Origin of the sequence: Pseudoduganella flava, from assembly GCF_007830495.1 — a bacterium.
GTDB classification, from domain to species: Bacteria; Pseudomonadota; Gammaproteobacteria; order Burkholderiales; family Burkholderiaceae_D; genus Rugamonas; species Rugamonas flava.
Genome location: NZ_VLKW01000018.1, coordinates 23,674 through 37,694, shown reverse-complemented (window position 1 = coordinate 37,694; position 14,021 = coordinate 23,674). Strand labels below are relative to the sequence as shown.

Below are 14,021 nucleotides of genomic sequence, written 5' to 3'. Positions count from 1 at the left end.
ATGTCGATCTGGGATTACTTCACCGGTAACGCGACGCCGGAGCAAACCGCAGGACTGACCGGTCTCGCCGCGATGTTCAACAATGCGCTGGGGGATGGACGCCGTCCTGTCAACCTGGGGGCGGCACTGGCTGCGGGCGCGCAAGGTATGCAGATGGGGCGCGAGGCGTACGTCGACCGCCAGCAGCAGCAAGATGCCGCGCGCCAGATGGCGGATTTGCGCGCTCTGCAAGTCCGCAGCGGCACGGCGGAACTCGACGCGCAGCAACGTGCGCTTGAACAGCAAGCGGCGATCCAGCAGGCCGCGCGCGAGTCGATGGCCGGCGGCTCGTTCGACACGAACGGCTTCATCGGGCGAGTGCAGGGCATCGACCCACTAAAGGCGATCCAGCTGCAACATCAGCTCGCCAAGGCGCAGCCGAAGTACGACAGCGGTATCACGTGGGTGAACGGGCCGGACGGCAAGCCGGTCGCAGTTCGTACGGCAGACGACGGCAGCATCAAGCAGCTCGACGGGCTGGCGCCGCGCGACAAGGCGGAACTGGTGAACCTGGGCGGTACGTCGGTAGCGGTGAACCCGTTCGACCTGAAGCCGGGCCAGTCATTCCAGCGCACCATGACGCCGGATGGAGCCGCAAGCAACGCGATCGCACGGGCCAATCTCGGCATCGCGCAGCAGCGTCTCGCACTGGAGCAGCGCGCGCAAGCCGGTGGAGCAAAGGCGCCGCAGGGATACCGCTGGGCGGCAAACGGCCAGTTGGAAGCGATCCCCGGCGGGCCGGCCGATCCGAAGGCCGGCAAGGAGGGCGTACAGCGCACACAGGACGCGAGCGACGTTCTGTCGATCCTCAATGAGGCTGAGCCGCTGCTGAAGGCGTCAACGAGCAGCTACCTTGGCGCAGGTGCCGACCAAGTCGCGCGGGCATTTGGCGCTAGTACGAAGGGCAGCGAAGCGGCGGCGCAGCTCAAGGTTCTGCAAGGTCTGCTGGTGTCGAAGATGCCGAAGATGTCGGGCCCTCAGTCGGACAAGGACGTACAACTCTACCGCGAAATGGCCGGCCAGATCGGCGACGCCACGCTGCCGGAAAGCACTCGGAAGGCTGCGGCGAACACCATCCGCAACCTCAACGAGAAGTACTTGGGCATGGCGCCCGGCAGCTCACGCCAGCAGACGACGCAACCGGCGGCGCCGAAATCCGTAATCAAAGGCCAGGTCATGGACGGCTACCGGTTCAAGGGCGGCAATCCTGCTGATCCGAACGCATGGGAGAAAATCTGATGGCTGGACCCTGGGAGAAGTTTGCGGCAGCCGAGACGGAAGCCGCGACGGGCGATAGCGGGCCGTGGTCGAAGTTTCAGTCCACCGCGGCACCGGCACGGCCTGCCGCCGCGCCGCTGTCGCGCATTGACAAGGTGCTCAAAGGGGTGCGCGACCCGATCGATGCGGGCGCCCAACTCTTGACGCATATCCTGCCGGAAGGCGTCGTCAACGCCGGCAATCGCCTGAACAACTACATTGCCGATAAAACGGGTCTCGTTGCCCGCATCCCCGAAGGTGGAGTTTCCGACTTGGTGCAGGGCGGCAGCGGCGTGGGCGGCGTCGATCGCATGATTGCAGATGCCGAGAAGGCATATCAAGCGCGGCGTGCTGCTGCGGGAGAATCTGGCTTTGACGGTTACCGAACGATCGGGAACATGGTGAGCCCGGCAAACCTTGCTGTAGCATCGCGGCTCCCTGCTGCGGCAACGCTCGCCGGCCGCATCGGCGTAGGGGCCCTGGGTGGTGGCGTTTCAGGTGCGTTGACGCCTGTTGCCGGCGGCGATTTCGTCGACGAGAAGGTCAAGCAGATCGGTGCCGGCGCACTGGTCGGCGGCGCCATCCCGGCGATCACCGGCGGCCTCGCGCGGATGGTGAGTCCGAACGCCTCGAAGAACGCGAATCTCCAACTGCTGCGCCGTGAGGGAGTGCAGCCGACGATCGGTCAAGCGCTCGGCGGCCGGGCAAATGCGGTAGAAGAAAAGCTGATGTCGTTGCCGGTCGTGGGCGACATGGTGAGCAAAGCACGCGGCGCAGCCAACGACCAGTTCCAGCGTGCGGCGATCAATCGAGCGCTGAAGCCGATCGGCGCCGAGCTGCCGGAAGGGATGTCTGGCCGGGATGCTGTGACGTTCACCGAGAACGCGCTGAAGGAGCGCTACGACGATGTGCTGAACAAGATCGGCGCGATACCGGCAGACGGCAAGTTCACATCGAACGTCGCAGCGCTGCGGGACAAGGTGAACAAGATGCTCATCCCAGCCGACGAGAAAGCCAAGTTCCAGGGCGCGCTGTCGGACGTTCTGGAAACGTTCGATGAGCACGGCTACATGACGTCAGACGCTTACAAGACGCTCGAGAGCGCGTTGGGTGCAGATGCCAGGAAGCTCGCCGGCTCGCAATCGATCTATGAAGGGAAACTGGCGCCGGCCGTCAAGCAGCTTCAGGCCGAGCTGCGCGACATGCTCAAGCGCCAAGCCGGTGAGTATGCGGACGACCTGAAGGCATCGAACACGGGCTGGGCGAACTTCAAGCGGGTCCAAAACGCGGCGTCGAAGCTTGGCGCCGACGACGGCAACTTCACGCCGGCGCAGTTCCAGAACGCCGTGCGAGCGCTCGACAAGTCGAAAGACAAGGGGGCGTTCGCACGTGGCAGTGCGCTCGGACAGGATCTTGGCGACGCTGGCAAGTCGGTGCTGGGTAACAAGGTGCCGAACAGCGGCACGACTGATCGTGCGTTGCTGAACCTGGGCCTCTTGGGTGGAACAGCGGCCGTCAGCCCTGCGGCAGCTATGGGCGCCTTGGGCGGTGCGGCGATGTACACGTCACCGGCGCAGCGCGCGCTTGTAGCCGCGGTAAGCGCGCGCCCAGCATCGGCCCAGCAAGCGGCCGAACTCCTCCGGAAGACCGCGCCCTACACGCTCGGCGCGAGCGGCCAGCTTGGCCTTGGCTTGCTGAATCAGTAGCGCCAGTACTCCCGTGCCGAGCGATGACACGGCGGCGCGCGTTACGTTGTCGTCCATGAGAAATCCTGTTGTGCGTTCTCGACAATTATAGGCGACTTCACCACTCCCGCCATGCGCGGGCCCCAGGAACCCAACCCGCTTCGGCGGTTTTTTTATGCCCGAAAGGACGCAATGAACCCATCCACCCCGCCGCCGGACCCCAGTTTCAACCTCGACGTGATTCTGAGTTGGGTGCTCTTGATCGGCCTGTCCCTGTGGGGCGGCGTTGCGTCATTCATCCGCAAGATGAAGGAAGGCCACGCACGCGCATGGAACTTCACGGAGCTTGTCGGCGAGCTGGTCGTCTCCGGCTTTACCGGCGTGATCACGGCGAACCTGTGCGAATCGGCTGGAGCCCCGGCGCCGCTGAAGTATGCGCTTGTCGGCATCGCCGCGCACATGGGATCGCGGGCGCTGTTCAAGCTCGAAGGCGTGCTGAACACGAAATTCAATCTGCCTGCGGAAACGCCGGCACCTGTCAAGGAATCGAGCGATGAACCTCACCACTGACCAACTGCAGCAGATCGCGCCGTCTGTTGGCGCTCGTGCTGGCGAGTACGCCAAAGCGCTCAACGCCGCGATGTCGCGATTCGGCATCGATGGCCCGAAGCGGGCCGCCCATTTTCTGGCCCAGGTCGCGCACGAGAGCGGCGAGTTCTCCCGCGTCCGCGAAAACTTGAACTATAGCGCCGCCGGGCTGCGCAGCACATGGCCGGCGCGCTTCCCGTCCATGGAAGCTGCCGCGCCGTTCGCACGCAACCCGGAAAAAATCGCGAACTACGTGTACGCGAACCGCATGGGCAACGGCAACGAGCGATCTGGCGACGGCTGGCGTTACCGCGGCGCCGGCTGGATTCAGCTTACGGGCCGTGATAACCACCAAGAGGTGGCGCGTGAGCTGGCGGTCATCGGCGACATTGGCGACTGGCTCTCCACCGTGACGGGCGCCGCCCTGTCGGCCGCATGGTTCTGGTGGAAAAGCGGGTGCAACCCACTGGCCGACGCCGGCAACGTCGACGCGATATCGGACCTGATCAACATCGGCCATGTGACGGCGAAGCAGGGCGACTCGGTCGGCTACGACAAGCGGCTGAGCCTCACGCGGCATTGCCTCAAGGTGCTGTCATGACGCCGGGGCAGATCAAGCTGGCCGTGTGCGGCGCAGTGCTGGTGGTGCTCCTGGCGGGCGTCGGTATCGGAGGCTATCACGTCGGCGCGAACGGCGTTCAGGCCGAATGGGACCGCGACAAGCTGGAGCAGAGTCAAGCGCAGGAGCGCGCCGTGCTCGCCGCCATAGCCGCGAACGACGCCGCACATGCGGCGGACATCGAATCAACCAAGGCCACGCTGGCCCAGTACAAGGAGAGCCTCTATGCTGCGAATGAACGTATTGCCGCTGATCGCGCTGATGCTGAGCGTGACCGGCTGCGCATCGCAATCCCCGCTCGTGTGTGCGCCGCTTCCGCAACCGGCGAAGCCGCAAGCCCCAGGCGAGCTGATGCAATCCCCGGCGTCGAAACCGTCGAGCTACCAGAGGCAACTGAGCGGCGCCTTCGCGACCTCGCCGAGAGCGCCGACCGGGAAGTAGCAGGCCTGCGAGCACAGGTGCTAGGGCTTCAGGGCTGGATCCGCTCTCATGGGTTCTACGAAGTCGGGCCGCTGCCCACTGACTGATATACTGTACGTTTGTACAGTATTCCGCCGCACCCATGAGCAACTTCAAACGTCCGTCGCTGACGAAGCAGCAGCTTCACGAGATCGCCGAGCGCCGGCACGCGCCCGAAGCCGGCGACATCTCGGCGTTGCTGTGGGAGATCGCCCGGCTGCGTGCAGTGGTCAACCGGGCGGACCAGTACCTTGAGAGCCCGTCCGGATTCCTGGGTGGCGTCCTGCGGAAGGAGCTCGACGACTGCGCGTGCGTGCAGGAAGAGCGGGCGAAGCGGCTGCCGGCGCTCAAGAAGGACTGACTTGCCGGCGCCTGTCGGGCTCATACAGTACCCTAGCGATGACAGGCAGCGGCACGCCCCAAGCGAGCATTTCGTTTGCTGCGTAGTGCCGCCCGACGTCGTCGAGCTGGCGGATGATGGTGTCGATCGTGTCGCGCATGTGGGTGTTCTGGCGGTCGTTGGTGGTGTGCATTTTTCCTCCCGGGCGGCATCTTGCCACGGCAGGGGCCAGCGTCCTTTGATCGCCGGCATGGTGGCGAACCTTGGGCCGCCAACTGCGCGCCCGGTCTGCTATCATCTCGGTGCCGCACCATGCTGGGACACTACGCGGCCATGAGGTAGATTCACGAAAAGTTTTTCGCTCTCCGAATAAGTTACGAATGCGCTTCGCAAGTCTTTGATTACAAAGGAGCACGGATTCCGGCCCGGGGCACCACGAGGCCATCGCCTCACCCTTTGTCCCTCACCCCCCGATTGGTGTAGCATGCTGACCGGCCCGCCTCCCGGCGCGGCGCTTGCTTTTTCACTAATCACCGTATGCAAATCCAGATCAACGATTCCCTGCGCGCCTATATCGATCCGCTGACCGAGGCGGAGTATGAAACGCTTGAACGCAGCCTGCTGGCCGAGGGCTGCCGCGATGCGCTCGTGCTGTGGGGCGACGTGCTTGTCGACGGCCACAACCGCTATTCGATCTGCCAGAAGCACGGCATTCCGTTCAAGGTCGTCCAGAACGAGCGCTTCCAGAGCATGGAAGATGTGATGCTGTGGATGATCGACAATCACCTGGGCCGCCGCAGCGTCTCGGACTTCCAGCGCGGCGTGCTGGCGCTGCGCCGCAAGGACATCCTCGCCAAGCGCGCGGAAGAAGAGGCGGCCCGCATCAAGGCCGAGGACGCGGCGATCGCGCCGCCGGAATCGGATGCCGAACCCGTCGCGCCGAAAGTGCGCACGTCGCGCGAGGACATCGCCCGCGCCGCGCGGCTGTCGTCGAACACGCTGTCACAGATCGAGAAGATCCAGAAGACGGCGACGCCGGAGCTGGTGGAAGCCGTCCGTGCCGGCACCATCTCGATCAACGCGGCGGCCACCGTCGCGTCGCTGGCGCCGGAAGACCAGGTCACGGCCGTCGCCGGCGGCAAGAAGTTCCTGCAGCAGGCCGCCAAGGAAATCCGCGAGCAGCGCGCCGCCGCGCGTCCCGCCAAACCGGCCAAGCCGGCACCGTGGGAGGACGGGGGTGAAGCCCCTTCGCAGCCGCACCAGCCGCTGACGGAAGTGGAACACCTGCGCGCCGAAGTGGCGGAACTGAAAGCGAAGAACGCGGCCCTGCGTGCCGAGAATGCCGAGCTGCGCGAACGCATCGCCCAGCTCGTGGATGCCTCCTGACCCCCACAAGTAAAGGACCGATATGCCGAGAACCTCCAACGCGCTCGCACTGGCGTGCCTGATCCCCGTTGCCGCGCAAGCGGCTCCCGCCGAGGAGGCCGGCACGCGGCTGGCGCCGGCCGAGGTGCTGCGCCTGAAGGCCCAGGCGCAGCGGGTGACGATCCTGCGCGACAAGTGGGGCATCCCCCACGTGTACGGCAAGACGGATGCGGATGCCGTGTTCGGCATGCTGTATGCGCAGGCGGAGGACGACTTCAAGCGCGTGGAGCGTAATTTCATCACCGCGCTGGGGCGCATGGCGGAAGTGGACGGCGAAAAGGCCTTATACGACGACCTGCGGATGAAGCTCTTCATTCGCCCCGACGAGCTGAAGGCGCAATACAAGGCCAGCCCGGCATGGCTGAAGAAGCTGATGAATGCGTGGTCCGATGGCTTGAACTGGTACCTGCATACGCACCCGCAGGTCAAGCCGCAGCTCTTAAGCCGCTTCGAGCCGTGGATGGCGCTGTCGTTCTCCGAAGGGAGCATCGGCGGCGACATTGAGGAAGTCGACGTGCCGGCCCTAAAGCGCTTTTACCAGGACATCCCGCAGCTGGCGCAAGCCGCGAGCGTGCCGCGCAATGATTTAGACAAGGAACCGGGCGGCTCGAACGGCTTCGCGATCGCGCCGGCCATCAGCCGGACCGGCCATGCGCTGTTGATGATCAATCCGCACACGTCGTTCTACTTCCGGCCGGAGATCCACGTGAACAGCGAAGAAGGCCTGAACGCGTACGGCGCCGTGACGTGGGGCCAGTTCTTCGTCTACCAGGGCTTCAACGACCGGCTCGGGTGGATGCACACGTCCGGCGGCGGCGACGTGATCGACGAGTTCCTGGAAACCGTCGTCGAGAAGGACGGCAAGTTCTTCTACCGCTACGGCAAGGCGCTGCGGCCGATGAAGACCGTCGAGATCACATTGCCGTACAAGTTGCCGGGCGGGATGGCGGAGAAGAAGGTCACCGCCTACTTCACGCACCACGGCCCGGTAGTGCGGCGCGAAGGCGACAAGTGGGTGTCGGTGGCGTTGATGAACGATCCGTTGAAAGCCATCCAGCAATCGTTCCTGCGCACCAAGGCGCGCGACTACAAGGCGTTCTGGAAGGCGATGGAGCTGCGCACCAATTCGTCGAACAATACCGTGTACGCGGATGCCGACGGCAACATCGCCTACTGGCACGGCAACTTCATTCCGAAGCGCGACCCGCGCTTCGATTACACGAAGCCCGTCGACGGCAGCGACCCGACCACCGACTGGAAGGGCCTGCACGCGGTGCAGGACACGATCCACCTGTTCAACCCGAAGAACGGCTGGATCCAGAACACGAACAACTGGCCGTATTCGGCGGCCGGCGCATACAGCCCGCGCCGGCAGGATTATCCGGCCTATATGTCGATGAACCCGGAGAATGCGCGCGGCATCCACGCCGTGCGCGTGCTGGAAAACCGCAAGGACTTCACGCTCGAGTCACTGATCGCCGCCGCCTACGACAGCCGGTTGACGGCGTTCGAGCCGCTGCTGCCGCAGCTGTTCCAGGCCTACGACGCGCTGCCGGCCGCCGCGCCCGCGAAGGCGCGGCTGGCCGAGCAGGTGGCGGCGCTGCGCGGCTGGGACATGCGCTATGCGCTCGATTCGGTGCCGACGTCGGTCGGCATCTACTGGCTGCAGGACCTGGCGAAGACCCACGGCCCGGCCGCGAAAGAGCAGGGCGTGCCGGTACTGCAATACGTCGAGACGAAACTGACGCCGGAGCAGCGGCTCGATGCGCTGGCGCGCGCGTCGGCAAAGCTGCAGGAAGCCTTCGGCACGTGGCGCACGCCGTGGGGTGAGATCAACCGCTTCCAGCGCGTGACGGGCGATATTGTCCAGCCGTTCGACGACGCCAAGCCAAGCATTCCCGTGCCGTATGCATCCGGCAACTGGGGCTCGCTGGCGGCGTTCGGCATGACGTCGCCGCAGACGACGAAGCGCATCTACGGCGAGCGGGGCAACAGCTTCGTCGCGGCCGTCGAGTTCGGGCCGCGCATCCGTGCGAAGAGCATCCTCGCCGGCGGCCAGAGCGGCGATCCCGCCTCGCCGCACTTCGCCGACCAGGCCGCGATGTATGCGCGCGGCGAGTTCAAGGACGTGCTGTTCTACCAGGACGACGTGCGCAAGCACCTGGAACGGGAATACCACCCCGGCCAGTAGCGTGGGGTTTGCGCTAACCGAACTGGCCTGATTGGCTGACCGGCTCGCATGGACCGGCGCGGGCGTAGAATGGTTTCACCAGCAGGTGGGAGGAAGCCATGCCCGAGAGCGACGAAGGGGGACCGACGCGGGGACCGGCAACGGGACCGACTACGGGACCGATAAGCGGCCCGATCGACGGCGATCCCGGCCGGGGCGAAATCCTCCGGATCGAGGAATTCATCTTCGTGCGCGAGTTGTACGAGGTGTTCCTGCTGCTGGACCACATCTCCGGGCGCTGGGACAAGGAATTGCGGGACGCGCATCACGACGCCGGCACCGACCCCGCGCAGATCATCCACACGATCTGCGAAATCGGCCTCGCGCCGTCGCACGAGCCGGATGTCCGGCTGGCCCAGGCCGTCGCGCTGATGCGCGCCAAGGACACGTTGAATGCGATCGCCCGCCCGGCCACCGGCATGACGGTCGCGTTCACGATCCTCGTCGTCGGCGAGGAAGACCGCCGCAAGAAGATGAACGCGCTGCGCCGCGTGCTGCGCGACCTGTTCCGCAGCGACTCGCCGGCCGACCCGCCGCCCGGGCAGCGCGGCCATGGCAGTGCGATGTGGGACAAGCCCACGCGCGTCACGCTGGCGCGCTATGCCTATCCCGGCCTGATCGGCGTGGCCATCAAGTTCAACCGCCGCATGCTGTGGCTCGTGCTGTTCCTGCTGTCGTCGCTGGCGTTGACGTGAGCGCTGTCGTGGCATGTCGCAGCCGGCAACGTGATCCTGGCGCACCTGGACGCGGTGCGCACCCGCACGGCCACGCTGCAGACGGAGATTTCCACGGCCGAGCTGAAATACACGGCCGACGAGCGCGCCCGCCTGATGGCCGGGGACGCGACAGGCAGGATGGCGCGCGACCCGGAACCGGTGCGTTTCTGCTCGCTGCGCGGCCCCGACAGGCTGCCGCGCTATCGCACCACCGAGGAGTACCAGATGTGCGCCCGCGCCGATGCGCTGCGCGAGGAACGCCGTGCCGTGCGGATGAACCTGCGCGAGTGGCTGGCGCCGTGGCGCACGTTCTACGGCCTGTTCTACCAGCCGCTGCACCCGAACCGGCAGGAGCCGGAAGACGCGAACGTGCGCCGCCGCGGCACCGAGGAGATGGCGCGCATCGTCACGCTGGTGGTCGGCACGTCGTTCCTGCCGCTGGCCTACGGCGTGCTGGGTGCCGGCGCGGCCGTGGTGCGGCGCCTGTGGGAGCGGATGCGCGAAAGCCTGCTGTCGCCGCGCGACTCCACGCTGGCCCTGCTGCAGCTGGCGCTGGGCGGCACGATCGGCGCGTGCATCGGGCTGTTCATCAACCCGTCCGGCGCCGCGCCCGGCGAGGACCACGGCCTGCTGGACGCGTGGGCGCTGTCCGGTTCGGCGCTGTCGTTCATCGCCGGCTTCGGCGTCGAGGGCGTGTTCCGCGCGCTGGAGAACTTCGTCCGGCGCGTCTTCAGCAGCGCCGAGCCGAAGCGGGGCGAGTAGGCCGGGCTAGATCGCCGCCAGCGCGTTGGCCAGGTCGCGGCGCAGGTCGTCGATGTGCTCGATGCCCACCGACAGGCGCACCAGGCCGTCGCCGATGCCCAGTTGCGCGCGCTGTGCGGCCGGGATCGACGCATGCGTCATCAGGGCCGGGTGCTCGATCAGGCTCTCGACGCCGCCCAGGCTTTCGGCCAGCGCGAACACTTCGCAGCGCTCCAGGAAGCGCCGCGCGCCGGCCAGGTCGGTGGCCAGGTCGAGCGAGATGATGCCGCCGAAGCCGTTCATCTGGCGCCGCGCCAGCGCGTGCTGCGGGTGCGCCGCCAGGCCCGGATAGAACACCTTGCGCACCTTCGGCTCGCGTTCGAGCCATTGCGCCAGCTCCAGCGCGCTCGCGCAGTGCCGCTCGAGGCGGATCGCCAGCGTCTTCACGCCGCGCAGCGCGAGGAAGCTGTCGAACGGGCCCAGGATCGCGCCGACGGAATTCTGCAGGAAGCCCAGCTGCTCGCGCCAGGCGGCCTGCCGCTCCTCGCCGGCGACGACGGCGATGCCGCCGATGATGTCCGAGTGGCCGTTCAGGTATTTGGTGGCCGAGTGCACGACGATGTCGAAGCCGTGCTCCAGCGGGCGCTGCACGATCGGGCTGGCGAACGTGTTGTCCGCCACGGCGATGATGCCGCGCTGGCGGCAGATCTTCGCGATCGCGGCCAGGTCGGCCAGTTTCAGCATAGGGTTCGTCGGCGTCTCGACCCACACCATTTTCGTTTCCGGCCGCAGCACGGCGAGCAGGTTTTCCGGGTTGGTCAGGTCGGCGTACGTGAACTCGTGGCCGGCGCTGCGCCGGCGCACCCGCTCGAACAGGCGGAAGCTGCCGCCGTACATGTCGTCGCCGGCGACGATGTGCGAGCCGGCGTCGAGCAGCTCCAGCACCGTCGAGATGGCCGCCAGGCCGGACGCAAACGCGTAGCCTTGCGCGCCGCCTTCCAGGTCGGCCACGCAGCGCTCGAAAGCCCAGCGCGTCGGGTTGTGCGAGCGGCCGTAGTCGAGGCCCTTGTGCACGCCCGGGCTTTGCTGCACGAACGTCGACGTGGCGTAGATCGGCGGCATGATCGCGCCGGTCGACGGATCGGGGGATTGGCCGGCGTGGATCACGCGCGTGGCCAGCTGCTGGTGCTTGTCGTGTGATTGGCTCAAGATAGCGTCCTGCGCAAATGGTTGAGAAGGTCGTAGCGGGTGATCAGGCCGTGGAAGCGGCCGTTGTCGGCGACGACGGCGGTCAGGCCGCGATCCAGGATGCTGCGCAGCGCCTGCACGCTGTCGCCCGGCTGCAGCGTTTCCAGCCGCGACGTCATCGTCCCGCCGACGGCGCTGGAGAATTCGGCGGCGCGGTTGCCGACCTTGAGCAGCAGGTCCGATTCGTCGATGATGCCGACCAGCTTGCCGTTCTCGATGACGGGCAGCTGCGCCAGGTCGGCCGCGCGCATCCGGTTGAACGCGATCAGCAGCGTATCGGTGGGGGAGACGCTGACCACTTCGCCGGCATCGTAGCGCCGGCCGATCAGGTCGCGCAGGTCGCCCGTGTGCGGACGCGGCATCAGGCCCTGGTCGAACATCCAGCCGTCGTTGTACATCTTCGACAGGTAGCGCGTGCCGGTATCGCAGACGAACGTGGCCACGCGCTTCGGCTCCGTCTGCGCGCGGCAGTATTTCAGCGCGGCGGCCAGCAGCGTGCCGGTCGACGAGCCGCCCAGGATGCCTTCGGCGCGCACCAGCTCGCGGGCGCTGTCGAAGCTTTCCTGGTCCGTGATCGTGTACGCGTGTTTCACGCGCGAGAAGTCCGAGATCGACGGGATGAAGTCTTCGCCGATGCCTTCCACGGCCCACGAGCCGCTGGTGGCGGGCACGTTGCCCGTCTCCACGTACTCGGCGAGGATCGAGCCTTTCGGGTCTGCCAGCACGAATTCCAGCTCCGGATTGGCCTTCGCGAAGTAGCGCGACAGGCCGGCCAGGGTGCCGGACGAGCCGACGCCGACGACGATCGCATCGAGCGCGTGGCCGGACTGTTCCCACAGTTCCGGGCCGGTGGTCGTCTCGTGTGCCAGCGGATTGGCGGGGTTGTTGAACTGGTCCGCGTAGAACGCGCCGGGGGTGTCGGCCGCGATGCGCGCGGCGTAGTCCTGGTAGTACTCCGGGTGGCCCTTGCCGACGTCGGAACGGGTGGTGCGCACTTCGGCGCCGAGCGCCTTCAGGTGCAGCACTTTTTCGGTGGACATCTTGTCCGGCACGACGAGGATTACCCGATAGCCCTTGATGCGGCCGACAAGGGCCAGGCCCAGACCGGTATTGCCGGCGGTGGCTTCGATGATGGTGCCGCCGGGCTGCAGGCGGCCGTCGCGCTCGGCGGCTTCGATCATCGACAGCGCGATGCGGTCCTTGATGGACCCGCCCGGGTTTTGCGACTCGAGCTTCAGGAACAGCCGGCACGGGCCGGTATCGAGGCGGGTGACTTCGACCAGCGGGGTATTGCCGATCAGTCCGTACAGCGCCGCGGTGGGTGTGCTTTGCATACAGTCTCCTTATGGAGCCATCCTGGGCCGATTGTGTCGGGCAGGGTGGCTAAAGCGCGCATTGTGTTGGCGGCCAGCGAATGCTAGAAGGAATTTTTTCGCAAATACTTATTCAAAAAACCATACTGCGGCCCCAGTATGCGCCGAAACGGTGCGCGTTGCCAGCCACCGCCGGCCGGGAGCGGTGTTTTATAATGTGGGATCGCAATCCATCATCAGGTCAGCAGTGGCAAAACTTTATTTTCGATATTCTGCGATGAACGCAGGCAAATCCACGGCGATGTTGCAGGTCGCCCATAACTACGAGGAACAGGGCCAGACGGTGCGGCTGTTCACGGCGGCGATCGACGACCGCTTCGGCGTCGGCAAGATCACGTCGCGGCTGGGCTTGCAGCGCGACGTCGAAACCTTCGACGCCGGCACCGACTTCCTCGCCATCGACAAGGTGGCCTGCGTGCTCGTCGACGAGGCGCAGTTCCTGTCCGTGGCGCAGGTGCGCCAGCTGCACCAGCTCGCCCAGGTGCGCGGCGTGCCCGTGATTTGCTACGGCCTGCGCACGGACTTTCGTGGCGAGCCTTTCCCCGGCTCGATCTACCTGCTGGCGCTGGCAGACGACATCGAGGAACTGAAGAACATCTGCACCTGCGGCAAGAAGGCGACGATGAACATCCGCGTCGACGAGAACGGCAAACGCATCCGCGAAGGCGCGCAGATCGCCATCGGCGGCAACGAGCGCTATCGGCAGGCCTGCGGGCGCTGCTTCTACTCGGGCGAGCATTGACGGCCTGGCTGCACGGCCACGCCGACATCCTGTTGTATCTGGCGCCCTCGCTGGCGCTGGCGCTGGCGATGCGCGCATTGACGCGGCGCCATCCGATCTTCTTCGTCTTCACGCTGGCCGGCACGTTGTGCCATGAGCTGGTCCACCTCGTAGCCGGCTTTGTCCTTGGGGCGCGGCCGGCGTCGTTCACCGTCATTCCAAAGCGGGCAGGGCAGCGCTGGGAGCTGGGCTCCGTCGTGCTGACCCGCGTGACGTGGTACAACGCGGCGCCGAGCGCGCTGGCGCCGTTGCTGTTGATCCTGGTGCCGTGGTGGGTGGCCGTGCTGCGCACCCGTCCCGGCTGGCATTTTCAATGGGCCGATCTGGGATTGGCGTTCTTGCTTGCTCCACAATTACTGGCCTTTTGGCCATCGAATGCGGACTGGAAAATCGCCTGGCGGTCATGGCCGGCGTTATTCATTGTCGCTCTGGCATGGCTATGTTTTAAGTATGGGCACAGTTTAATGCGCACTTAAGTCAGCCCTGCGAAATCGGACCATCTCTCCTGTAGAATAAGCTG

Annotated in this window: 15 protein-coding genes; 12 read left to right on the top strand and 3 right to left on the bottom strand. The window is 66.0% G+C overall.

Annotated features, from left to right (window positions below):
- From IP92_RS28665 to IP92_RS28640, 6 genes are all read left to right on the top strand, one after another.
- Window positions 1–1,278 carry a hypothetical protein gene (locus IP92_RS28665; RefSeq protein ID WP_145881916.1) on the top strand — a complete coding sequence of 426 codons (1,278 nt, stop codon included), beginning with the start codon at window positions 1–3 and terminating at the stop codon, window positions 1,276–1,278.
- Window positions 1,278–3,002: a DUF885 domain-containing protein gene (locus IP92_RS28660; protein WP_145881913.1), complete on the top strand. Its 1,725-nt coding sequence runs from the start codon at window positions 1,278–1,280 to the stop codon at window positions 3,000–3,002. The genes IP92_RS28665 and IP92_RS28660 overlap by 1 nt, the downstream gene beginning before the upstream one ends.
- Before the next feature lie 171 nt (window positions 3,003–3,173).
- Complete coding sequence (locus IP92_RS28655) at window positions 3,174–3,551, top strand: phage holin family protein (RefSeq protein ID WP_145881911.1); 378 nt, start codon at window positions 3,174–3,176, stop codon at window positions 3,549–3,551.
- Window positions 3,535–4,170 (top strand): glycoside hydrolase family 19 protein, encoded by a 636-nt coding sequence (locus IP92_RS28650; RefSeq protein WP_145881909.1) that lies wholly within the window; start codon window positions 3,535–3,537, stop codon window positions 4,168–4,170. Before IP92_RS28655 ends, IP92_RS28650 begins: the two co-directional genes overlap by 17 nt.
- Window positions 4,167–4,715, top strand: coding sequence for a hypothetical protein (locus IP92_RS28645; RefSeq protein ID WP_145881907.1), 549 nt, complete (start codon window positions 4,167–4,169; stop codon window positions 4,713–4,715). Before IP92_RS28650 ends, IP92_RS28645 begins: the two co-directional genes overlap by 4 nt.
- Before the next feature lie 35 nt (window positions 4,716–4,750).
- Window positions 4,751–5,008, top strand: coding sequence for a hypothetical protein (locus IP92_RS28640; protein WP_145881905.1), 258 nt, complete (start codon window positions 4,751–4,753; stop codon window positions 5,006–5,008).
- On the opposite strand, the gene IP92_RS28635 is transcribed toward IP92_RS28640, so the two are convergent.
- Window positions 4,995–5,180 carry a hypothetical protein gene (locus tag IP92_RS28635; RefSeq protein ID WP_145881903.1) on the bottom strand — a complete coding sequence of 62 codons (186 nt, stop codon included), beginning with the start codon at window positions 5,178–5,180 and terminating at the stop codon, window positions 4,995–4,997. The two genes, IP92_RS28640 and IP92_RS28635, sit on opposite strands and share 14 nt — an antisense overlap.
- A gap of 344 nt (window positions 5,181–5,524) precedes the next feature.
- On the opposite strand from IP92_RS28635, the gene IP92_RS28630 reads away from it, so the two are divergent.
- The 4 genes from IP92_RS28630 to IP92_RS28615 all read left to right on the top strand — a co-directional run bounded on the left by IP92_RS28630 (window position 5,525) and on the right by IP92_RS28615 (window position 10,120).
- Window positions 5,525–6,373 (top strand): hypothetical protein, encoded by an 849-nt coding sequence (locus IP92_RS28630; protein ID WP_145881901.1) that lies wholly within the window; start codon window positions 5,525–5,527, stop codon window positions 6,371–6,373.
- Between the two features lie 22 nt (window positions 6,374–6,395).
- Window positions 6,396–8,603 (top strand): penicillin acylase family protein, encoded by a 2,208-nt coding sequence (locus IP92_RS28625; protein ID WP_145881899.1) that lies wholly within the window; start codon window positions 6,396–6,398, stop codon window positions 8,601–8,603.
- A gap of 98 nt (window positions 8,604–8,701) precedes the next feature.
- Window positions 8,702–9,337 (top strand): hypothetical protein, encoded by a 636-nt coding sequence (locus IP92_RS28620; protein ID WP_145881897.1) that lies wholly within the window; start codon window positions 8,702–8,704, stop codon window positions 9,335–9,337.
- Window positions 9,338–9,367: 30 nt separating this feature from the next.
- Complete coding sequence (locus tag IP92_RS28615; RefSeq protein WP_145881895.1) at window positions 9,368–10,120, top strand: hypothetical protein; 753 nt, start codon at window positions 9,368–9,370, stop codon at window positions 10,118–10,120.
- 6 nt (window positions 10,121–10,126) lie between these two features.
- On the opposite strand, the gene IP92_RS28610 is transcribed toward IP92_RS28615, so the two are convergent.
- Both IP92_RS28610 and IP92_RS28605 read right to left on the bottom strand, forming a co-directional pair.
- The gene (locus IP92_RS28610) at window positions 10,127–11,308 is read right to left on the bottom strand and encodes a trans-sulfuration enzyme family protein (protein WP_145881890.1); all 1,182 of its coding nucleotides are present in this window, start codon (window positions 11,306–11,308) and stop codon (window positions 10,127–10,129) included.
- On the bottom strand, window positions 11,305–12,681 hold the full coding sequence (locus tag IP92_RS28605) for a pyridoxal-phosphate dependent enzyme (protein WP_145881888.1): 1,377 nt from the start codon (window positions 12,679–12,681) through the stop codon (window positions 11,305–11,307). The genes IP92_RS28610 and IP92_RS28605 overlap by 4 nt, the downstream gene beginning before the upstream one ends.
- A gap of 256 nt (window positions 12,682–12,937) precedes the next feature.
- Between IP92_RS28605 and IP92_RS28600 the strand changes: the two genes are divergently transcribed.
- Both IP92_RS28600 and IP92_RS28595 read left to right on the top strand, forming a co-directional pair.
- The gene (locus tag IP92_RS28600) at window positions 12,938–13,462 is read left to right on the top strand and encodes a thymidine kinase (protein WP_229419022.1); all 525 of its coding nucleotides are present in this window, start codon (window positions 12,938–12,940) and stop codon (window positions 13,460–13,462) included.
- Window positions 13,459–13,977 (top strand): hypothetical protein, encoded by a 519-nt coding sequence (locus IP92_RS28595; protein WP_229419021.1) that lies wholly within the window; start codon window positions 13,459–13,461, stop codon window positions 13,975–13,977. Before IP92_RS28600 ends, IP92_RS28595 begins: the two co-directional genes overlap by 4 nt.
- Window positions 13,978–14,021: the final 44 nt, after the last annotated feature.